The organism is Pseudomonas sp. GNP014 (assembly GCF_054344005.1).
Genome location: NZ_JBTGUS010000001.1, coordinates 6220678 through 6243516 on the forward strand (window position 1 = coordinate 6220678; position 22839 = coordinate 6243516).

Consider the following 22839-nt stretch of genomic DNA (forward strand, 5'->3'; position numbering starts at 1 on the left):
AAAACCGCAAGGATCCCATGTCCCGCCCACTGGCGTCATCTCGCCGAGGCTCATCCCTGTGCCTTGAGCGCCGCTTCCACCGCCTCGGGCACCTTGACGAAAATCTGGTATTTGCCCCCCTCCATCGCTTCGAAGGCGATCAGCTTTTCCACCAGCAAGCCGCTGAGCACCTTGCCGGCATTGAGCAGCAGCATGCCGTTATCGGCATTCAGGTTGCGCGCCAGAATCATGCCCTCCGCCAGGTCCCGTGTGGTCAGCACCTTGACCGCCGGATCAATCAGGGTGATGTCACTGAGGAACGCCGCGCACACCTGGATGAAATCTTCGACCAGGTCCGGGTCGTACAGGCGTCCGGCGTACTGACGCAGGTACAGCAGCGCTTCATCGGTGTTCATCTGCCGTTCAAGGATCAGCCCGCGCTGCAGTTCGACGAAGTCCACCGCCAGCTTCAGCAGGCGTGAACCGAACGGAATCGCCTCGCCCTTGAGCCGGTCGGGGAAGCCGCTGCCATCCCAGCGTTCCTGATGATGCAGGATCAGCCGCGCAGCATCCTTCATCGGGTCAAGGGTCATCAGCACCGATTCGCTCTGCTTCGGGTAGCTGCGATAACGGTCGCGGTCGGTGTGTCGCAACAGATCCGAAGGGGTGACCATCATCGTGTCGGACCAGCTCAGTTTGCCGACGTTGTACAGCGCCGCGGCCATCGCCAGGTCGCGGCTGACGGCCTCGTCCAGGCCATGGGCCTGACAGTAGCCGCGCACCAGTTCGATGATCTGCCGGTTGGTCTGCTTGGCCGGCGGCAGGCGCAGATTGGCCAGCAGCGAGAACACTTCGGTGCCGGTGACATAACTGTGCTTGAGCTCTTCGTAGGCCAGATCGAGCATGTCAGCGGTCTGCTGCAGTTCGGCGGTGCGCGCGGCCACGTGCTTTTCCAGGGTGCTGTTGAGTTGCCGCAGCTGATCGTTCTGCACCCGGGCCAGGCGTTCCAGACGCTGGCGCTCGCGTTCGGAATGCTGGTGCTCCAGAGCCTGACGCAGGATCAACAACAACTCTTCGTCATTCCACGGTTTGCTGATGTAGCGGTGAATCTGCCCGTCGTTGATTGCCTTGATGATGGCCGTGGGGTCGGCATAACCGGTGAGCATGATGCGCACGGCGGCCGGATGGCGTTCGCGCACATGGGTCAGCAGCGAAGCACCGTCCATGTTGGGCATGCGCGCATCGCTCATCACCAGATCCACCGGTTGCTGCGCCAGAATCTCCAGCGCCTGGGCACCGCTGGTAGCCAGCAACAGATCATAGGGCTGGGTGCGCAACAGCCGGCGCAGGCTGTTGAGAATCGATTCCTCGTCATCGACCAGCAGCACCTTGGGGCGGTGGCTCGGCGTCGGGACGGTTGGCTCTTCCATGGCATGACCTCAAGTGAAACGGTGACGGTGATTGACCCTTGGGCCTACCGCCCCGCTGGCCCGCGTCTGAGTGCAAGGCTAGATGATTTTTCGCAGGCTTCACGCAAATTTTCGGCGTGGCTGCGCAGGCGAAGTGCCGCAGGGGCAACTATGCTAAACAACGTTGTACGGCTGCGGCGGCCGGCAAACAGGCCCGCGAAGAGGGAAAGGATGCTCCCGATGACGACAACACATGACCTTAAGGGCGGTGCGGCATGAACCTGCCACCGGCCCGGGTCAATCGTCGCGTGCTCATCGTCGATGACAGCCCGGCGATTCATGGCGACTTCGCCAAAATCCTCTGCCCCGCGATTGCCGTGGACAATGGTCTGGGCGCCACCGAAAACCTGCTGTTTGGCACGCCGTCCACGACGCAGACCCCGTCATTCGAACTGGATTCGGCGTTTCAGGGCCGCGAAGCGCTGGACAAACTCGAAGCCGCGCTGGCGCAAAACCGCCCCTATGCGATGGCCTTCATCGACATGCGCATGCCGCCAGGCTGGGATGGCCTGGAAACCATCGAACGCCTGTGGCAAGTCGACCCCAAGTTGCAGGTCGCGCTGTGCACCGCGTATTCCGACTACTCCTGGGAAGACATCGACCAGCGCCTGGCACTGAACGACCGCCTGCTGATTCTGAAAAAGCCTTTCGACGCCATCGAGATCCGCCAGATGGCCAGCGCCCTCACGGTCAAATGGCAAATGACCGAAGACGCCGAACTGAAACTGAGCCGGCTGGAACAGGCGGTTCAGGAGCGCACCCGGGAACTGTCCGACGCCAACATGATTGTGCAGAACAGCCCGACCATTCTGTACCGGTTGCGCGGCGACCCGTCATTCGCGCTGATGTACATCTCCCACAACATCACCCGGTACGGCCATGTCGCGGCCGATCTGGTGGGCTCGGCGAGCTGGGCCCAGACACTGATTCACCCGGATGATCAGGCCAGTGTCGATGCCGCCATGGCCCGGGTGCTGGATCGCCACGCCTCGGGGGCGTCGATCGAGTTTCGTCTGCGCACCGGCCAGGGCACCTGGCGCTGGGTGGAAAACCGCTACATCCCGGTGCGCGATCACGACGGTCGCCTGCTGGAAGTCGAAGGCATTATTCTGGACATCACCGAGCGCCGACTGGTCGAGGAGAAACTGGCCCTGCTGGCCCGCTCCGACGGCCTGACCGGACTGGCCAACCGCGCCACGCTGATCGAACGCCTGCATCAGGCCTTTGCCGCCGCGCGTCGCGGCGCTGCGCCGTTCGCCGTGTTTTATCTGGACCTGGATCACTTCAAACGCATCAATGACACCCTCGGGCATCCGGTCGGTGATCTGCTGTTGCAGGAAGTCGCCCGGCGCATCAGGACCGGTGTGCGCGAAAACGATGTGGTAGCGCGCCTGGGAGGGGATGAGTTCGCGATCCTGCAAATGGACGTCAGCGACCCGACCCGGTCCGCCGCCATGGCGGCCAATCTGCGTGACAAGCTGCTGACGCCCTACCACCTGGCCGGCAATGCCCTGCACATTTCGGTGAGCATCGGCATCAGCAGCTACAGCGCCAGCAGCCTCGACGCCGACAGCCTGTTGAGCCAGGCCGACATGGCGCTGTACCGCGCCAAGGAAATGGGCCGCAACCAATATCACTTCCACTCCGAGGCGATTTCCCTGGAAGTTGCCGAGCGCATGGCCCTGGTCGGTGAATTGATGACCGCCCTGGAGGGCGATGAGTTGCAACTCCATTACGCGCCGGAGATGGACCTGCACAGCGGCAGGATTCTCGGCATGGAAGCGCAAGTCCTGTGGCAGCATCCGCGCCTCGGCCTGCTGCCGGCCAGCGCTTTCGTGCCGACAGCGGAGCGCACCGGCGCCATCATTCCCCTCGGGCGCTGGGTGCTGGACCGCGCCTGCCGGCAGATGCAGCAATGGCGCGACGAAGGCGTGGCGCCGCCGGTCATGGCGATCAAGCTCTCGCTGGCGCAACTCAAGAGCGGGCCCGAACTGATCTACGACGTGCTGCGCACCACCGCACGCTGGGAGCTGGCACCCTGGGACCTGCGCTTCGATGTCACCGAGGCGACACTGGCCCAGACCAAGTGGACGCACAACGATGTCCTGCCGCGCCTGCGTGAGTTGGGCGTAACCATCGCCATCGACGATTTCGGCACCGAATACTCCTCGTTCGATTACCTGAAGACCTACCGGGTCAACCACCTCAAACTCGCCCAGAGTTTCATCGACAGTGCCACTCAGGATGCAGCAGGCGCCAACGCCCTGCGCGCCATCGTCAATTTCGCCCGGGACCTGGACATCGGCATCATTGCCGAAGGTCAGCCGTCGGCGGATCAGCCTGTGGTGCCCCCCGTCGCCCCGCTGCCCAGCGCCCAGGGCCTGTATTTCAGCGCCGCGGTCAGCCCCGAGCAGGCGGGCCGCCTGCTCAGGGACGACCGCCAGCTAGCCCCGCCCGCGCAGGAGGACGAAGCATGAAGACAGCCTCAGCGCACACCAACCGGCGCATTCTGATCATCGACGACACCCCGGCGATTCACGACGACTTCCGCAAGATCCTTGCCCCGCAGGCGCAGGACGCGACCGATCTGAATCAGCTCGAGCAAGCGCTGTTCGGCACCCGCCCGTCGCCGCACCTGACCTTCCAGCTCGACTCCGCCTATCAGGGGCAGGAAGCGCTGGCCCTGGTCCGGCGCGCACTGATCGACGGCAGCCCCTACGCCCTGGCGTTCATCGACATGCGCATGCCGCCCGGCTGGGATGGCCTGGAAACCATCGAGCAGCTGTGGCGCGTCGATCCGAACCTGCAAATTGCCTTGTGCACTGCCTACAGCGACTACAGCTGGGAAGCGATGGCTGAACGGCTGGAGTTCGGCGACCAGTTGCTGATCCTGAAAAAGCCGTTCGACAGCCTGGAAATCCGCCAGATGGCCAACGCCCTGACATGGAAATGGCAACTGGCCCAGGACGCAGCCCTGAAGATGCTCGGCCTCGAACGCACCATCGAGGCGCGAGTGCATGAGCTGCTGAAGGTCTCGCACCTGTTGCAATACGACAGCCTCACCGGCCTGCCCAACAGCACCCTGCTCGGTGATCGCCTGAGCCAGGCGCTGGCGGTCAGCCGGCGCCATGACAAACAGCTGGTGGTGATGTTTCTCGGCCTCGACCGCTTCAAGCGCATCAACAATGCCCTGGGTCATCCGGCGGGCGACGAAATGCTCAAGCGGGTCGGCCAGCAACTGTTGCTGTGCGTGCGCGAATCGGACTCGGTATTTCGTTACGGTTCCGACGAGTTCGTGGTGATCCTCAGTGACATCAACCACCCTCAGCAGACCCACGCCGTCGCCGAAAAATTGCTGGCCGCCGTCCGCGTGCCGCAGATGATTGCCGGCCATGACGTCAGCGTCACCGCCAGCCTGGGCATCAGTGTCTATCCCGAGGACGGACCGGACGCCATCGAGCTGATCAAGAAGGCCGAGACCGCGATGCGCAACGTCAAGGAAACCGGCCCCAACGACATCGGTTTTTTCATCGAAGCCATGAACCTGCGCGCGCGCGAACAACACAGCATCGAGTCGGGCATTCGTCGGGCGTTGCAACAGCAGGAGTTCGTCCTGCACTACCAGCCGAAAGTCGATTTGCGCAGTGCCCGGGTGGTCGGGGCCGAGGCGTTGGTGCGCTGGCAGAAACCAGGTCATGGCTGGGTCTATCCGGCAGACTTCATCCCGGTGGCCGAGGACAGCGGACTGATCGTGCCGCTGAGCAAATGGGTGCTGGCCGAAGCCTGTCGGCAGACCCGGGCGTGGCAAGTCGCGGGCCTGCCGCCGATCCGCGTGTCGGTCAACACTTCGCCCATCGACTTCCGCCAGCGTGACTTCGTCGAAGGCGTCGAGCAGGTGCTGGCGCAGACTGGCCTGGGCCCTGAATGGCTGGAGCTGGAAATCACCGAAGGCGTGCTGATGCAGAACGTCGACGCAACAATGACAGCGCTGGCGCGATTGAAAGCGCTGGGCACGCGGCTGGCCATTGATGACTTCGGCACGGGCTATTCGAGCCTGAGTTACCTGCGCCGGTTTCCCATTGATGTGCTGAAGATCGACCAATCGTTCATTCGCGGCCTGAGTGACAACCACAACGACGCCGCCCTCGTCAGCGCCATCATCAGTCTGGGCAAGACGCTGGGGCTGAATGTCATTGCCGAAGGCATCGAGACCGCCGGGCAACTGGCCTTTCTCAAGGCGCATCACTGCGAGGAAGGCCAAGGTTACTTTTTCAGCAAAGCCCTGCCGGCCGACGCGTTTGCGCGCTTGCTGGCCGGCACCGACCCCATGCCGTGGACGATTTCATGAGCCGCGCCAAACCGGCCCCGCGTCAGGGAGACGATTGCCGATGAGTATTCTTCAACACGCCCTGGCGTTGCTGCTGTGCGGATTCTGCGCCGGGATCGGTGCCGAGCCGCTGGACGAGCCGCTCAAACCGTTGCCCGGCGTACCGCAGCAGGATGCCCGGCGCGTGGAGCTCGGTCGGCGGTTGTTCCACGAGCCACGGTTGTCGATCAACAACACGTTGTCCTGCGCCAGTTGCCATCATCTGGACAAGAACGGGGCCGACAACCGTGCCCTGTCACTGGGCTTCGACGGCCAACCAGTGGCCGTCAACACGCCGACCGTGTTCAACGCCGCCCTCAACTTCCGCCAGTTCTGGGATGGCCGTGTCGAAACCCTGGAGGAACAAAGCAACGTCGTCATCACGAGCCCGCATGAAATGGGCAGCGACTGGAGCACCGTCCTCGAGCGGATCGCCAACGACCCCGACTACCGCCGCGATTTCGCCACCACCTACCCGGACGGCGTGACCAAGGCCAATGTCCAGCAGGCACTGGCCAGTTTCGAACGCACCTTGCTCACGCCCGACTCGCGTTTCGATCAATACCTGCTGGGCAATACCGACATCCTCACCCTGGAGGAAAAGTACGGTTACCAGCGCTTCAAGGAATACGGCTGCATCGCCTGCCATCAGGGGGTGAACATCGGCGGCAACATGTTCCAGAAATTCGGCGTGTTCGGCGATTACATTGCCGATCGCGGCCACCCGTCCGTGGCCGATCAGGGCCGCTTCAACGTCACCGCCGACGAAGCGGATCGGGCCGTGTTCAAGGTGCCGAGCCTGCGCAATGTCGCGACCACCGCACCGTACTTTCACGACGGTTCGGCGCCCACCCTCGAGCAGGCGGTGGACGTGATGTTCCAGTACCAGTTGGGGCGCATGCCGAGCGAAGAAGACAAGCGGCTGATCATTCTGTTTCTCAAAACCCTCACCGGCCAATGGGCAGGCAAGCCATGATCAACGTCTCCCGGCGACGCAGTCTGCTGTTGCTCACACTGGTCGTGCTGGTACTGGCCTCGGTCCTGCTGTTTCTGTATTTCAAGTCCAGCTCCGACCAGACCATGACCTACACCGAATCGCGGGACCTGATCCGGCAGATCAAACAGCAGAATTCGCAGTGGGAAAACGAGATCCTCAAGGCCAGGGTGGCGCTGACCCACAACTACGACCCGCTGGTGTCGCCGATGAACGAGATGAACCGGCTCTGGGCGCGCTTCGACGCGATTGAGTCCGGGCACGGTCGCAGCGACTCGGCGCAATGGAACGACGCTCACGAAAGCTTCCTGCGGGCGATGCAGGAAAAGACCCGTCTGGTCGAACAGTTCAAATCGCACAACGCGCTGTTGCGCAACTCTCTGGCCTTTCTGCCCACTGCTGAAGACGACATCCAACAGCAACTGGCCAGCCTGTCGGACTTCGATAAGTTGCAGCTGCAAAACATCACCACCGACACCTACGACCTGCTGCTCAGCGCCCTCGAATTCGCCCAGGTCACCTCCGTCGAACGGGCTGCGGATATCGAGGTCGGCCTGAACAAACTGAAGGTGAACGCGCAACGCCTGCCACCGGCGTTTCAGACCCCGATCAAAATCATGAGCAGCCACATCAGCCTGATCGCTCGCGAGCAGCCACTGGTCAATCAGTTGCTCGAAAGCATCGAAAACATCCCCGTGGCCGAGCGCCTCGACAACATCACCACCATGCTCGATCACGACCAGCAAAGCGCCGATCGGGTCGACCGCCAATACCACTTCTACCTGCTGTTGTTTTCGGTGCTGTTGATGCTGTCGCTGGTGTGGCTGGCCATCCGCCTGATCGGCAGCTTCGCCGAAATCAACCGGGTCAACAGTGCCCTGCAAACGGCCAACGATGCGCTGGAACAAAGAGTCGAAGAGCGCACCCGTGAACTCAGGAACGCCCAGAGCGAACTGCTCGACGCGGCACGTCAGGCCGGCATGGCGGAAATCGCCACCAATGTGTTGCACAACGTCGGCAACGTGCTCAACAGCGTGAACATCTCCAGCGACCTGATCGCACGTAAACTGCGGGCCAGCAAGACCCAGGGCCTGGGCAAGGCCATGCAACTGATCAACGAGCACCCGCACGACCTCGGCGCCTTTCTCAGCGAAGACGCCAAAGGCAAACTGCTGCCCGGCTACCTCAATCAGTTGGTCGGCGCGATTGCCCAGGAACAGCAGGAAATGGTCGACGAACTGAACCAGATGAACAAAAGCGTCGACCACATCAAGGACATCGTCGCCACCCAGCAATCCTATGCCGGGGCCAACAGCATGACCGAGCCGCTGTTTATCAACGAACTGCTCGAAGACGCCCTGCGCATGAACGCCGGTGCCCTGACCCGACACCATGTCACGGTGGTCAGGGAATACGCCGATGTGCCCCAGGTGATGGGCGACAAACACCGCTTGCTGCTGATCCTGATCAACCTCATCAGCAACGCCAAATACGCCATGTCCGACCTCAGCAACCGCCCCCGCACCATGACCCTGGCGGTCAGGATCGTCGATGACAACTTCCTCGAAATCAGCGTCAAGGACGATGGCGAAGGCATCGCGCCGGAAAACATGACGCGGATCTTTGCCCACGGTTTCACCACCCGCAAGGAAGGCCACGGCTTCGGCCTGCACAGTTGTGCCCTGGCGGCCATCGAGATGAACGGCCACCTCACCGCCCACAGCGACGGACCGGGCACGGGGGCGTTGTTCACCTTGCAGATTCCCCTGATCAGCGTCACGGAGAACGCATGAGCGAGCTGGCCAACCGGCGCATTCTGCTGATCGACGACATGCCGTCGATTCATGAAGACTTTCGCAAGATACTCGCGCCGCCGGCGGTGCAGTCAGTGGAGCTGGACGAGATGGAGGCGGCCCTGTTCGGTGCTCAGCTTCGTGCCGAACGGCCGCCGTTCGAGCTGGACTCGGCCTATGGCGGCGAGGAAGGTCTGGGCAAGCTGGTGCAGGCCTTGCGCGAACAACGCCCCTACGCGCTGGCCTTCGTCGACATGCGCATGCCCGATGGCTGGGACGGCGCGAAAACCATCGAACATCTGTGGCAAGAAGATCCGCAGCTGCAAGTGGTGGTGTGTACCGCGTACTCGGATTACTCCTGGGACGAATTGCTGGAGCGGCTGCACGCCCACGATCGCCTGCTGATCCTGAAAAAACCGTTCGATAACATCGAAGTCCAGCAGATGGCCAACACCCTGCTGACCAAATGGCAGATGACGGAAAAGGCTTCGCTGCAAATGCATCATCTGGAACACCTGGTCGATCAGCGCACCGCCCAGCTCAGAGAGGCCAGCGAAGAGCTGCGCCGGGAAATCGACGAGCGCAAGCAACTGGAAGGGCAACTGGTGCAGTCGGAGAAACTGGCGTCACTGGGGCAACTGGCGGCGGGCGTGGCCCATGAAATCAACAACCCGATCGGTTTCATTTCCTCCAACCTCGGCACCCTCGACGGTTACTTCAAGCAATTGCTGAGCATGCTCGACGCCTACCAGACGCTCGGCGGGCCTCTGGACAAAGAATCCGCGGCGCGCCTGGAACAATTGCGCACAGACGTCGAACTGGATTTTCTCCTTGAGGACATTCCCGTGCTGATTCGCGAGTCCAAGGAAGGCATCGGCCGGGTCGGCCAGATCGTCAAAGACCTGAAGGATTTCTCCCGGGTCGACACCAATCAGCAATGGCAGTGGGCGAATCTGCAGCAGGGCATTGAATCGACCCTGAACATCGTCGCCAGCGAACTGAAATACAAGGCCGACGTGGTCAAGGAATATCAGACACTGCCGGACATCGAATGCCTGCCCTCGCAAATCAATCAAGTGATCATGAACCTGGTGGTCAACGCGGCGCAGGCGATGGGGCCGGAGCGCGGCACCATCACCTTGCGCACCGGCCAGCAGCAAGACCTTGCCTGGGTTGAAGTGGCCGATACCGGCTCGGGGATTGCCCCGGACACCCTGCAGAAAATCTTCGACCCGTTCTTCACTACCAAACCGGTGGGCCAGGGGACAGGGCTGGGTCTGTCCCTGTCCTACGGCATCGTGAAAAAACACGGCGGCGAGATTTCCGTGCGCAGCGAATTGGGCGTCGGTACGACCTTTCGCGTCGAACTGCCCATGCGCCAGAACCGCCCCGCCGCTTGACGATATTTCAGATGTCAGCACCGCCAGGTGATCATCAGCCGAATGTTATTGGAGTGAAGGCAGAGCCGGGTTCGGCGAATGTTTCGGGGGTGGCCTGCTATTTTTATTGGGCTTAGGGGGCAGAACTCCCTGGGTTCAAGTCCTGAGCACAGCTTGAATTCGCAGATTCAGAAACCTGAATTCGACTCGTTCCTTCAGGTCGGCGCACCTCGAACAACCCACTCGGTCAGTCCCTCTCCCGCCGGTACATACAGGGAGAGGGCTAGGGTGAGGGCCGCGGTTAGCGGTGTGGAATCAACAATTGGCGAACACCATCGCTCCGCTCCACCACCTCCCCCGGCAGCTTCAAGCGCTGATCATCCAGATAGCGGTAATCCTTGCGCGCAATCTCCAGTTGCGCGACATCCAGTTCAACGCTGAACGTCCCGGCTTCACGCCCCGCTTCGAACAGCATTGTCCCCAGTGGATCGACCAACGCACTGCCGCCGGCAAACATCAAGCCGTCATCGCCGGCCTCGACCCGGTTGACCATCAGCGCGAACGCCTGATTCTCCTGGGCGCGCGCCATGATGGCGGTGCGGTGGGTCGGGGCATACGGGTCCATGTTGCCGTTGGTCACGATCAGCAACTCGGCGCCGAGTTGCGCCAGCGCACGGGCAGACTCGGGGAACTCGATGTCGTAGCAGATCAGCAGGCCGACACGTACGCCATTCCACTCGCACGTGGCATAGCGATCGCCCGCCTCGAACACGCCGCGATCGGAGGCCCACAGGTGGGTCTTGCGGTATTTCAGGGCGATGCCTTCGGGGGTGAGCAGCAACGTGGTGTTGTAGAAGTGCCCGTTGTCGTGCTCGGCCATGCCGATCACCACCGCGACATTGCGTTCGCGGGCGGCGGCCAGCACGGCGCTGATGGTCGGGCCGTCCACCGGCTCGGCGATTTGCGCCACGGTGTCGGCGCTCGGGAAGCCCATCAGGTGGGTTTCCGGGAAGACGATCAGTTGCGTGTCGGCGGCGCACGCGGCGATTGCCGCGAGGGCACGTTCGAGGTTGTATGCCGTGTCGTTGTCACGGCCCGCCAGTTGGGCGAGTTCGACTTTCATCGCGAGTCCTTGTGGTCGTGGCCGGGCGCGGAAAGATTGCCCGGTGGCTGTCGGTGGGCCAGTATGCGCAGCAAGCGACCGGCCAGGGAATCACGCGGCCGGGGTAACCCGATAGGGGTAGTCCATGTCCGTTTCGTTTGATGACATCACCTGGCACCGCGCCGTCGGGCAATTGATCGACGCGCTCGACAAGCCGAATTTCTGGGCGCAACTGGTGCGTCTGCTCGACCAGTACGTGGCGTTCGATAGCTGGGTCGCGCTGCTGTTCAGCGCCGACCGGCACCCGCAGGTCTTCGCCGAATGCCCCGGCGAAGACGGCAGTCCCGATCAGTTGTTTCAGGATTACCTGCGCGGTCTGTACCGGCTCGACCCGTTCTACATCGCCTGTCGCGAACAATCGCGCAGCGGGCTGTATCGCCTGTCCGAAGTGGCGCCGGAGCATTTTGAACTGACCGAGTATTACCAGCGATACTTTCGTCTGAATGTGGTCGCCGACGAAATCCAGTTCAATTGCCAACTCGAAGGCGAACGCACGCTGTGCCTGTCACTGGGCAGTGAAAAACGTTTCACTGGCGAGCAGATCGCTTTGCTGTCATTGATCCAGCCGTGGGTACTGGGCCTGTTGCGCCAGCGCCTGCCTTACGAAATCAACGCAACCGTGGCCCTCGCTGTAACACCTGCACCGGTCGACTGGCGGGTGCAACTGGAGGCCTCGGTGCAACAACTCAAGGGCGCGCAACTGACTGGCCGGGAACTGGACGTCGGGCGTTTGATGCTCAGCGGTTGCTCCAGTAAAGAAATCGCCCGTAAGCTGGAAATCTCTGTAGAAACCGTGAAAGTCCATAAGAAACACATGTACAGCAAGCTGCGGATCAAATCCCAGTCGGAGCTGTTTTCGATTTTTCTCCAGGCGCAGAACGCCTGAAACAGCGCGATTTACGCTTTTTTGTGAGAGCGAGCTTGCTCGCGAAGGGGCCATCACCTCCAACAGTCATGTTGGCTGATCCACCGTATTCGCGAGCAAGCTCGCTCCCACAAGGAACTGCGGCGCTGATTATTCCGAGTCCGAACCAGGGAAACCGTATGAGCCTGTCACTCCTGAGCCGCTACGCCTTCTTTGCCGTCTGCGTGATCTTCACCCTCGCCAGCCTGCCTTTTCTCGACCACGACTGGCTGTGGCCGATCACCGCCGTCACCGGCGTGCTGAGCCTGCTCGGTCTGTTCGATCTGCTGCAGAGCCCCCATGCAGTCCGCCGCAACTACCCGATCCTGGGCAACATCCGCTATCTGGTCGAAGGTATCCGCCCGGAAATCCGCCAGTACCTGCTGGAGTCCGACAGCGACGCCCTGCCCTTCTCCCGCGCACAACGTTCGCTGGTGTACTCGCGAGCGAAAAACGAAACCGCCGACAAACCGTTCGGCACGCTGATTGATGTCTATCAATCGGGTTTCGAATTCATCGGCCATTCGATGCGCCCGGCGCCGTTGAGCGACCCGAGCAGTTTCCGCGTCACCGTCGGCGGCCCGCAGTGCACGCAGCCGTATTCGGCCTCGGTGTTCAACATCTCGGCGATGAGCTTCGGCTCGCTCAGCGCCAACGCCATCCGGGCGTTGAATCAAGGGGCGAAACTCGGCAACTTTGCCCACGACACCGGCGAAGGCAGCATCAGCCCCTATCACCGTGAACACGGCGGCGACCTGACCTGGGAACTGGGCAGCGGCTACTTCGGTTGCCGCACCAGCGACGGCCGCTTCGACCCGGAACGCTTCGCCGCCCAGGCGCAAAATCCGCAAGTGCGGATGATCGAAATCAAGATGAGCCAGGGCGCCAAACCGGGCCACGGCGGGATCCTGCCCAAACACAAGGTCACCCAGGAAATCGCTGACACCCGCGGCATCCAGATGGGCGAAGACTGCATCTCGCCGTCACGCCACAGCGCGTTTTCCACACCCATCGAGCTGATGCAGTTCATCCAGCAATTGCGTGAACTGTCCGGCGGCAAACCGGTGGGCTTCAAGTTCTGCCTCGGTCATCCATGGGAGTTCATGGGCATCGCCAAGGCCATGCTGGAAACCGGCATCCTGCCGGACTTCATCGTCGTCGATGGCAAGGAAGGCGGCACCGGCGCCGCGCCAGTGGAGTTCACCGACCACATCGGCGTGCCGATGCGCGAAGGCCTGCTGTTTGTGCACAACACCCTTGTGGGCCTGAACCTGCGCGACAAGATCAAACTCGGCGCCAGCGGCAAGATCGTCAGCGCCTTCGACATCGCCAGCGTGCTGGCCATCGGCGCCGACTGGGCCAACTCCGCGCGCGGCTTCATGTTCGCCATCGGCTGCATCCAGTCGCAAAGCTGCCACACCAACAAATGCCCGACCGGCGTGGCGACTCAGGACGCCTTGCGCCAACGCGCGCTGGTGGTGCCGGACAAGGCCCAGCGCGTCTACAACTTCCACCGCAATACGCTCAAGGCGCTGGCGGAAATGCTTGCCGCTGCCGGTCTTGAGCATCCGTCGCAACTGTCGGCCAAGCACCTGGTGCGACGCATGTCAGCGACTGAAATCAAACTGTTTTCGCAATTGCATGTGTTCCTCAAACCCGGCGAGTTGCTCACCGGGGAAGTGAACGGCGAGTTCTATTCGCGGATGTGGCAGATGGCGCGGGCGGACAGTTTTGAACCGCAGGAAGTGGCGGCGGCCTGAACCATGCAGGGCCAGTCCCGCAAGACTGGCCTTCATTCTTGAATATACAGGCGGGCTTCGATCGCACCGCCGTCAATCGTCCCCTGTCTTTTCCATCGCGGAGAAATGCGGGAGATATCCTCGACATTCAGCCTTTCGGTAATCCACCAGACCCTCTTGGCAGTCAGATGAAGGAGCGCTTCGTCATCCCGCACATACAATTGAAGCGGTTGAGGCATAAGTGCCCATACGCCGTAATTCGGGTATCCCCAGCTTTTCCCGGCGAACCTTCCGGTATACATCCTTGGGACGCTACCTGCTTTCAGGTAGTAATCCAGCGGCAAATACCAAAGCATGTCACCGACCACAATCTCGTCGCCCGGCCGGCTTTGCGCTTGCAGACCAGCGGCCAGAACATCGGTATGAGGCGCAAGAGGATCTATGCGCGTCATGGCCACCAAAACCTGTATCTCATGAATGACAAGCGCGAACAGTACGACAATGACCAGCTTTCGATTGCGCTGCCACCCGGCCTCAAGCGCGACAGCGACGATCAACGGCATGCCCAGGGCCGCGAAGTAAAAATATCTGAAAACCAGCGTCGACTTGAACACAGACAGCAACATCAGCGCGGTCAGCGGAACGAAAAAATACGCCACCAGCAAGCCGCCATAACGAGCATTGCTGCGATCCCTCAAGACAACCACCACGGCACAGGCTACCACCACCATGGCCGGCCACAGTTGCCACTCTGTCAGGTTGTCCACCGATGTTGCACCGAACGATAACTGCGAGATCAACTCCATCGCCGATTCCAGGCTCATCACCGGTATCCATCCGAAATCGGGTTTCATGGCAACTTGCTCAAGCAAAACGGGCACCCATGGCAGGAAAAGCGCCACAACGGCACCATTGGCTGTGAGCCAGCCCTGCAACGAAATACCCGTGGCCTTGCGAGCCCATGCCTGTGACCAGAACACCCAATGTGTCAAGACACACAATGCCGCGAAGTAGTGCGTGTACATCGCCATGGACATCAGCAGCACATACAGCAACGGATAACGTTTGTGTTGCGGCATCTGGCTCCAGCAGACCAGGGCGACCGTGGCAGCCATCAACCACAGGGCAAGCAGCGGGTACATTCGGACGTCCTGGCTTATCTGCACGCTGCTCGGTAGCAGTGCCAGCAACAATGCAGCAATGCGGGTCGCTGCCGACGTCGCGACCAGGCTCAAGAGTTTCAGGGCAAGCACCATGGCACCGATATCGGCCAATACCCCCAACGACCTGACAGCCCCCGCGCTGTCACCAAACCAATGAATCCAGTAATGCAGGATCAGGTAGTAGAGCGGTGGGTGATTATCCTTGCCCGCAAGGGCCAGAATCTGCGCGGGTGCTTGGTGCGCAACCCGGATACCGAACGCCTCGTCGTACCAGATCGGATTCAAATCGATCGAGTAGAACCGTACGCTCAACGCCAGTACCAGGCACGTCAACAGCACAAGACGATGGGTGTGCTTTGTACCTTCCCAGCCTTTGAAGGCAGGCAGCTGTTCGAACGCGCTCATGACTGATGCCTGCGAAACAGCACTAACCTGAAAAAACAGTACCCCAACAACAAATTGACCGACGTGAACACCACCACCGTCAGCAATCCCGGCAGATCGCGCGCATCCGCAAGCATGCCAATCGCAAAACTGAGCGCGCCCATCACAACGATAAACAACAGGTAACCGAACACCGACGTTCGTCTGTCCAGGGTGTACAGCATGTTCACGTAAAACGAGAACGCCGCTGCCACGCAGAACGCGGCAAAGTTGCTGGCGGCCTGCGACAAACCGGCGGCGCTGCACAGGACGAAGAAAATCTGCCAATGGATCAATCCATCGGCGATGCCGATCACCATCAATGCAGAGAATCCTTTCATGCCGTGCTCCTTGCCCTTGATTCGCTTGCCGAGGTTTCAAGCTAGGGCAGGACGGGGTGACCGGTCTACTGTCAGAAATTACAGGTGGCGGCACTATCCCGACGGGCGGGCATTCCTTCCTCTACAAAACAGTGGCCATGAACACCGGGCGGCGTGCATGAAAAACGGATTGATGGCGCCACCCTGCAAAAACCCCGGCCATTGGACCGGGGTTTCGGGCATTTCAGGTGGCAGGTTTACGACGCCGAACGTACCGCGCCCTGCGGCTCACCGGTCGGCTGCAACTTGAACACGTAGAACAACACTGTCAGCAGCATCAGGAACGCTGGCCCCACATACAGCGCCACGCGCGTATCCGGGAAGTACGCCATCAGGCCGACCACCAGCACCAGGAAAGCCAGGGCGAAGTACGAGCTGACCGGATATAGCCACATCTTGTATTTCAGGCCGGCGCGCTCGCTGGCGCTCAGGCCTTTGCGGAATTTCAGTTGCGCCAGCAGGATCATCACCCAGGTCCAGATCGCACCGAAGGTGGCGATCGAGGTCACCCAGACAAAGACTTTTTCCGGCACCAGGTAGTTGAGCAGCACGCCCAACAGCAACGCGCCGATCGACAGCAGCAACGCACGGCGCGGCACACCGTTGTTCGACGTCTTGGCGAAACCGGCCGGGGCCTGACCGTTTTGCGCCAGGCTGTAGAGCATGCGCCCGGTGCTGAAGATGCCGCCGTTGCACGACGACAGCGCGGCGGTGATCACCACGAAGTTGATGATGCCGGCAGCGGTTTTGATGCCCAGGCGTTCGAAGGTCATCACGAAGGGGCTGCCCTGGGTGCCGATTTCGTTCCACGGGTAGATCGACAGGATCACGAACAACGCGCCGACGTAGAACAGCAGAATGCGCCAGAACACCGAGCCGATTGCGTTCGGGATGGTCTTCTGCGGGTTGCGCGCTTCACCGGCAGTCAGGCCGATCATCTCGACACCGAGGTAGGCGAACATGACCATCTGCAGGGACATCAGCACCCCGGTCACGCCGTTGGGCATGAAGCCACCGTGGGCCCACAGGTTGGAAATCCCCAGCGCCACGCCGTCGTTACCAAAACCGAAGGCAATGATGCCGACGCCACCAATCACCATGGCGATGATGGTGACGATTTTGATCAGGGCGAACCAGAACTCGAATTCACCGAAGGCCTTGACCGCGATCAGGTTGATCGAGCCCATGCTGAGCAGTGCCGCGAGGGCCCAGATCCAGCGCGGCACATCGGGGAACCAGATGCCCATGTACACGGCGACGGCAGTGATTTCCGCAACGCAGGTCACCAGCCACAGGAACCAGTAGTTCCAGCCGGTCAGAAAACCTGCCAGTGGACCGAGATAGTCCTGGGCGTAGCGGCTGAACGAACCGGCCACCGGGTTGTGCACGGCCATTTCGCCGAGGGCGCGCATGATCACCAGGATCGCCAGACCGCCGAGAATGTAGGACAGCATGATTGCCGGGCCGGCCATTTCAATGGCCTTGGCCGAACCCAGGAACAGGCCGACGCCGATACAGGCACCGAGCGCCATCAGGCGAATATGCCGTTCGCCGAGTTCGCGTTTGAGCGGACCGCCCTGAGCGGTTTCGCCGTGAGGCAGGTGATTGCCAACTGGCATAGGGGTGCAACCTCGTCTTGTTATTGGATATGACCACCGAGTGTCGAAGCGTCGGCCGATAGGCCCTGGCTTGCATGAAACCGCGCCTGCCTCGTGGGCAAACGCGTCTTGTAGGACAAAACCTGCAAGATCAGCGGGGCGTGCAGTATAAAAAGCCTTGGGCAGGTGTTTTCACTCTATAAACCACAACATTTAGCGACAACTCTCGGCAAAAGCCCGGTTTGCGGAGAGGCATTCCCTGCTCGACGCCGGAAAATCCGCCACTAAAAATGGCGCCGAGTATTGCACAGCAATGGTGCAGCGTCATGCCCCTGCCTTACCGCATTTGATCTACCGAGCTCTCTAGCTCAAGGGTCCTGAAGCCTCCCCCCGTGTGGCGAGGGGATTTATCCCCGTTCGGCTGCGCAGCAGTCGTAATCCCTGAACACGCGGTTGTGCAGGTGAATATCAGTGCTGGATTTGGGGCCGCTTCGCGGCCCAGCGGGGATAAATCCCCTCGCCACAGATCTCCGCTTCAGCTGAGACAAATCCTTCATCTCATATGAATTCTTCAGCCGCTGAGACTTCACCCGATTCAGAAATTTCACGCAGCCATTGCAGCCACCAATCAAGCCTTCAGGCACTAGCCTTGGGAAATCCGATGAACGAATGCAAGGATGCCAACGTGCCAGTCAAACCCCAATCCCACCGCCTGCGCCAGGGTCGATGCTCAGAAAACGGTCGCGCCTACCTCATCACCTCGGTTGTGCACAAACGCCAACCCGTATTTTCAGACTGGCAGACAGGCCGATTATTGGTTGCAGAACTGCGTCGGGCGCATGAACAAAGGGTCGTGGAGTCCATCGCCTGGGTTGTGATGCCTGATCATTTCCATTGGTTGATGCAACTGCAACACGGCTCACTTGGCGAAGTCGTTGGCAGCGTCAAGGCGCGCTGCACTCAAGCCGTCAATCAAAAGACGGGACGACGTGGGCCATTGTGGCAAACCGGCTACCATGACCGCGCCATTCGTGACGGCGAGGACTTGAAGCCCTTCGCCCGCTATATCATTGCCAACCCCCTGCGTGCCGGGCTGGTCGAGAATATGGGCGACTATCCGCTCTGGGATGCCTGCTGGATCTGAACGGAACAGTTCCTGCTGCACTGCGACTCATTGTGGCGAGGGGATTTATCCCCGCTCGGCTGCGCAGCAGTCGTAATCCCTGAACACGCGGTTGTGCAGGTGAATATCAGTGCTGGATTTGGGGCCGCTTCGCGGCCCAACGGGGATAAATCCCCTCGCCACAGATCCCCGCTTCAGCTGAGACAAATCCTTCATCTCATATGAATTCTTCAGCCGCTGAGACTTCACCCGATTCAGAAATTTCACGCAGCCATTGCAGCCACCAATCGAGCCTTCAGGCACTAGCCTTGGGAAATCCGATGAACGAATGCAAGGATGCCAGCGTGCCAGTCAAACCCCAATCCCACCGCCTGCGCCAGGGTCGATGCTCAGAAAACGGTCGCGCCTACCTCATCACCTCGGTTGTGCACAAACGCCAACCCGTATTTTCAGACTGGCAGACAGGCCGATTATTGGTTGCAGAACTACGTCGGGCGCATGAACAAAGGGTCGTGGAGTCCATCGCCTGGGTTGTGATGCCTGATCATTTCCATTGGTTGATGCAACTGCAACACGGCTCACTTGGCGAAGTCGTTGGCAGCGTCAAGGCGCGCTGCACTCAATCCGTCAATCAAAAGACGGGACGACGTGGGCCATTGTGGCAAACCGGCTACCATGACCGCGCCATTCGTGACGGCGAGGACTTGAAGCCATTCGCCCGCTATATCATTGCCAACCCCCTGCGTGCCGGGCTGGTCGAGAAGATGGGCGACTATCCGCTCTGGGATGCCTGCTGGATCTGAACGGAACAGTTCCTGCTGCACTGCGACTCATTGTGGCGAGGGGATTTATCCCCGTTCGGCTGCGCAGCAGTCGTAATCCCTGAACACGCGGTTGTGCAGGTGAATATCAGTGCATGGATTTGGGGCCGCTTCGCGGCCCAACGGGGATAAATCCCCTCGCCACACACCATCAGACTGATTCCCATCGAATCATTCGCTTCAGTTTTGTTCAGACCATTCCCCCCCCCACAATTTATTCACCAGCGCCAACCACCGTCTAAGCTTCAGACAAGTCCGATCAATCTGCGTGAATGGATCAATCGACTATGGGCGCTTTGTGGCAAACCGATTCGAGTAAAGCCGTGGTTCCGACTGAAAGTGTGGATGAAGCGCCTGTCCCTGGAAAACCACGCCGCAACCGGCATGGCTGGAAGGCTTTCTGGTTGTTGCTGGTGATTATCGCGATAGTCGTGGGCCTGGCCGCATCCAAAGAGATGCGCACCTCGCGGTTCCAGGCCCGGGAGCTCAGCCAGTATGCCGCCGGGCTGACCTACACCCTGGAGCCGGGGCCCAGCGAAGCCATTCGTTATCCGGGCAACGGTCCGTTCGACCTGCGTCTGGGCTACAGCTCCCTCGATGAATTCCTGCCGCGCCTGCTCAAGCGCAACTACGTCATCACCGAGCAGACACGCTTTTCTCCGGCCCTGCTCAGCTATACCGACAAAGGCCTGTTCGTGCCCTATTCCGAAAAGATCCAGGCCGGGCTGTCGATTACCGATTGCCGGGCCGCGCCGCTGTACAGGTACAACTACCCGCAACAACTTTATGCAAGCTTCGAGTCCATCCCGCCGGTGGTGGTCAACAGCCTGTTGTTCATCGAAAACCGCTTTCTGCTCGACCCCAAACAGCCACTGGCGAACCCGGCGGTGGACTGGCCGCGCTTCGGCATGGCGGCGTGGTCGCAGGTGGCGAAGTTGCTGCACTTGCCCGGGCAATCGGCGGGCGGCAGTACCCTGGCCACACAACTGGAGAAGTACCGTCACTCGCCCGACGGCTTGACGGTGTCCGGTGCGGAAAAGATCCGCCAGATGATTTCCGCCAGCGTGCGCGCCTATCAACCCGGCCCTGAAACCCTTGCAGCCCGTCAGAACATCGTGCGCGATTACCTCAACAGCGTGCCGCTGTCGGCGGTGCCCGGGCACGGTGAAGTGCATGGCATGGCCGAAGGCCTGCGAGTCTGGTACGGCAGTGATTTCAACCAGGCCAACGAACAGTTGAACAGCCCGGCCACCGATCCGAAAACCATGGCCGACAAAGGCCTGACCCTGCGCGAGATGCTATCGCTGATGATCGCCCAGCGCCGCCCGTCGCATTACCTGAACAAGGGTCGCGAAGAGCTGGCCGACCTCACCGACAGCCACTTGCGCCTGCTCAAGCAGAACGGCGTGATCGACAGTGCCCTGGCCGATGCCGCGCTTGCCAGCAAGGTCAGCTATCGCGACTGGCAGACCCAGCCGACGATCCAGCCCATCGAAACCAACAAAGGCATCAGCGTCGCTCGCAGCCGTCTGGCGAGCATGCTCAATCGTCCGCTGTACGACCTCGACCGCCTCGACCTGTCGGCCACCAGCACCTTGCAGGGCGATCTGCAAACCCAGGCCACCGCCTACCTGAAGAAGCTCGCCGACCCGACTTACGCCGGCGAAATCGGTCTGCTCGGTGAGCGCCTGCTGACACCGACCAGCACCACTCAGGTGCGCTACAGCTTCACCCTGTTCGAACTGACTCCCGACGGTTCGCGCGTGCGTGTGCAAACCGACAGCACCGATCAGCCCTTCGACATCAACGAAGGCAGCAAACTCGAACTGGGCTCGACAGCGAAAATGCGCGTGCTCACCACTTACCTGCAAATCATCGCCGAACTGCACGACAAGTACGGCGCCATGAGCGTGCCGGAACTGAAGAAAGTCGACGTCCCCGACCAGGATCGCCTGAGCCAGTGGGTTATCGAGTACCTGATCCAGAACAAGGACCACGACCTGTCGAAGATGCTCGGCGCAGCCCTTGATCGCAAATACTCGGCCAGCCCCGGCGAGGCGTTTTTCACTGGCGGCGGCCTGCATGTGTTCCACAACTTTCGCAAGGAAGACAACGGCCGCATGCCGACCCTGCGCGATGCCCTGCGTGAATCGATCAACCTGCCGTTCATTCGCCTGATGCGCGATGTGGTGCGCTATGTCACTTATTCGGGGCCCAACAGCAGTGCCGAATTGCTCAAGGATGATCGTGACCCGCGCCGGCAGGAATACCTGGCGAATTTCGCCGATCGCGAAGGCACGGCGTTCCAGCTCAAGTTCTGGAAAAAATACAAAAACAAAGACACTCAGGCGCGCCTCGACACCTTCCTCGACAGCATGCGCCCGACGCCGATCCGCATGGCCGCCGTGCATCGCTACCTGCTGCCCGATGCCAGCCAGGAAGATTTCAACACGTTCGTACGCTCGCACCTCAAAGGCGCCAAGCTCACTGAAAAACTCACTGACGATCGCCTGATCCGCCTCTACGATGCCTACGGTCCCGGCAGTTTCGATTTGCCCGATCAAGGCTTCATCGCCAAGGTCCATCCACTGGACCTGTGGATGATGGGCTACCTGTTGAAGCACCCGGATGCGACCTTCAGCGAGATCGTCAAGGCCAGTCATTTCGAACGCCAGGAAGTCTACAGCTGGCTGTTCAAGAGCAAGCACAAGGGTGCCCGCGACAGCCGTATACGCACCATGCTCGAGATCGAAGCGTTCCTTGAGATTCATCAGCGCTGGCAGAAGGTCGGCTACCCGTTCGATCATCTGGTGCCATCGCTGGCCACCGCCATCGGCAGCTCAGGTGACCGCCCGGCGGCACTGGCCGAGTTGATCGGCACCATCCTCAATGACGGCGTGCGCATGCCGACCCTGCGCATCGACAGCCTGCATTTCGCCGCCGGCACGCCCTACGAAACACAACTGGTCAATGACCCGCATGTGGGCAAGCGGGTGATGCCATCCGAGGTCGCCAACGCCATGCGCGAGGCGCTGTCGCAAGTGGTGGACGCCGGTACGGCAAAACGTGTTTCCGGCAGTTTCAAACTGCCTGATGGCAGCCCACTGGCCATGGGTGGCAAAACGGGTACCGGTGACAACCGCATCGAAGCCATCGGTTCGGGCGGACGCATCCTCAGTTCGAAGTCGATCAACCGTACGGCGACGTTCGTTTTCTACATCGGCGAGCACCATTTCGGCACCCTCACCGCGTTCGTTCCGGGGCGCTCGGCGGAGAACTTCAAGTTCACCTCGGCCCTGCCAGTGCAGGTGCTCAAGGGCATGGCGCCGATTCTGACGCCGTATCTGCAACCGGGCAGCGACTCACAATGCAAACCGACGCAGACCGCCAGCGTGGCGATGCTCGAGGCGCCGCACCCTACGGCGAGGTAACAAATCATGTCGGCCTTTTCTGCATCAGGGTGACGAATTTTCGTTCCGGCGGGTGGTATCTATGTATTTTTCAGATTCGAATTTTTGTCGGGTTGGTGACCCGCAACGCGGTTTG

Annotated in this window: 15 protein-coding genes; 10 read left to right on the forward strand and 5 right to left on the reverse strand. The window is 60.7% G+C overall.

The features are described from left to right. Positions 1–50 precede the first annotated feature (50 nt). Positions 51–1409 (reverse strand): response regulator c-di-GMP phosphodiesterase, NosR family, encoded by a 1359-nt coding sequence (gene nosR, locus ACXX9E_RS28020; protein WP_336347217.1) that lies wholly within the window; start codon positions 1407–1409, stop codon positions 51–53. 254 nt (positions 1410–1663) lie between these two features. Between nosR and ACXX9E_RS28025 the strand changes: the two genes are divergently transcribed. Genes ACXX9E_RS28025 through ACXX9E_RS28045 form a run of 5 tightly spaced genes read left to right on the forward strand, consistent with a single transcriptional unit; the run spans position 1664 to position 10001 of the window. Next, positions 1664–3925 (forward strand): EAL domain-containing protein, encoded by a 2262-nt coding sequence (locus ACXX9E_RS28025; protein ID WP_458556535.1) that lies wholly within the window; start codon positions 1664–1666, stop codon positions 3923–3925. Then, positions 3922–5796 (forward strand): putative bifunctional diguanylate cyclase/phosphodiesterase, encoded by a 1875-nt coding sequence (locus ACXX9E_RS28030; RefSeq protein WP_458556536.1) that lies wholly within the window; start codon positions 3922–3924, stop codon positions 5794–5796. The genes ACXX9E_RS28025 and ACXX9E_RS28030 overlap by 4 nt, the downstream gene beginning before the upstream one ends. Positions 5797–5836: 40 nt before the next feature. After that, entirely contained in the window at positions 5837–6790 is a 954-nt protein-coding gene (locus ACXX9E_RS28035) for a cytochrome-c peroxidase (protein WP_458556537.1), read from the forward strand. After that, complete coding sequence (locus ACXX9E_RS28040) at positions 6787–8601, forward strand: DAHL domain-containing sensor histidine kinase (protein WP_123466149.1); 1815 nt, start codon at positions 6787–6789, stop codon at positions 8599–8601. Before ACXX9E_RS28035 ends, ACXX9E_RS28040 begins: the two co-directional genes overlap by 4 nt. Then, entirely contained in the window at positions 8598–10001 is a 1404-nt protein-coding gene (locus tag ACXX9E_RS28045; protein ID WP_186748560.1) for an ATP-binding protein, read from the forward strand. Before ACXX9E_RS28040 ends, ACXX9E_RS28045 begins: the two co-directional genes overlap by 4 nt. A 280-nt stretch (positions 10002–10281) precedes the next feature. Here ACXX9E_RS28045 and ACXX9E_RS28050 read toward each other — a convergent pair whose 3' ends face one another. Beyond that, positions 10282–11103: a carbon-nitrogen hydrolase family protein gene (locus tag ACXX9E_RS28050; RefSeq protein WP_222834376.1), complete on the reverse strand. Its 822-nt coding sequence runs from the start codon at positions 11101–11103 to the stop codon at positions 10282–10284. Positions 11104–11227: 124 nt separating this feature from the next. Here ACXX9E_RS28050 and ACXX9E_RS28055 point away from each other — a divergent pair, with 124 nt between their 5' ends. Beyond that, positions 11228–12028 (forward strand): helix-turn-helix transcriptional regulator, encoded by an 801-nt coding sequence (locus ACXX9E_RS28055; RefSeq protein WP_458556538.1) that lies wholly within the window; start codon positions 11228–11230, stop codon positions 12026–12028. A gap of 158 nt (positions 12029–12186) precedes the next feature. Next, positions 12187–13806: an FMN-binding glutamate synthase family protein gene (locus ACXX9E_RS28060; RefSeq protein WP_186748563.1), complete on the forward strand. Its 1620-nt coding sequence runs from the start codon at positions 12187–12189 to the stop codon at positions 13804–13806. A 32-nt stretch (positions 13807–13838) separates the two neighbouring features. Here the strand turns inward: ACXX9E_RS28060 and ACXX9E_RS28065 are convergent, their stop codons facing one another. From ACXX9E_RS28065 to ACXX9E_RS28075, 3 genes are all read right to left on the reverse strand, one after another. Then, the gene (locus ACXX9E_RS28065) at positions 13839–15353 is read right to left on the reverse strand and encodes a glycosyltransferase family 39 protein (protein WP_186748564.1); all 1515 of its coding nucleotides are present in this window, start codon (positions 15351–15353) and stop codon (positions 13839–13841) included. Next, on the reverse strand, positions 15350–15712 hold the full coding sequence (locus ACXX9E_RS28070) for a GtrA family protein (protein WP_186748565.1): 363 nt from the start codon (positions 15710–15712) through the stop codon (positions 15350–15352). The genes ACXX9E_RS28065 and ACXX9E_RS28070 overlap by 4 nt, the downstream gene beginning before the upstream one ends. Before the next feature lie 236 nt (positions 15713–15948). Beyond that, positions 15949–17370, reverse strand: coding sequence for an amino acid permease (locus tag ACXX9E_RS28075; protein WP_186748566.1), 1422 nt, complete (start codon positions 17368–17370; stop codon positions 15949–15951). Between the two features lie 664 nt (positions 17371–18034). Here ACXX9E_RS28075 and ACXX9E_RS28080 point away from each other — a divergent pair. From ACXX9E_RS28080 to ACXX9E_RS28090, 3 genes are all read left to right on the forward strand, one after another. Continuing rightward, positions 18035–18493, forward strand: a complete 459-nt coding sequence (locus tag ACXX9E_RS28080; protein ID WP_458556622.1) for an REP-associated tyrosine transposase — start codon at positions 18035–18037, stop codon at positions 18491–18493. 323 nt (positions 18494–18816) lie between these two features. Continuing rightward, positions 18817–19275, forward strand: a complete 459-nt coding sequence (locus tag ACXX9E_RS28085; RefSeq protein WP_458556623.1) for an REP-associated tyrosine transposase — start codon at positions 18817–18819, stop codon at positions 19273–19275. A 305-nt stretch (positions 19276–19580) separates the two neighbouring features. Then, a complete protein-coding gene (locus tag ACXX9E_RS28090) occupies positions 19581–22724 on the forward strand; it encodes a transglycosylase domain-containing protein (protein WP_458556539.1) in 3144 nt (1047 codons plus the stop codon). Positions 22725–22839: the final 115 nt, after the last annotated feature.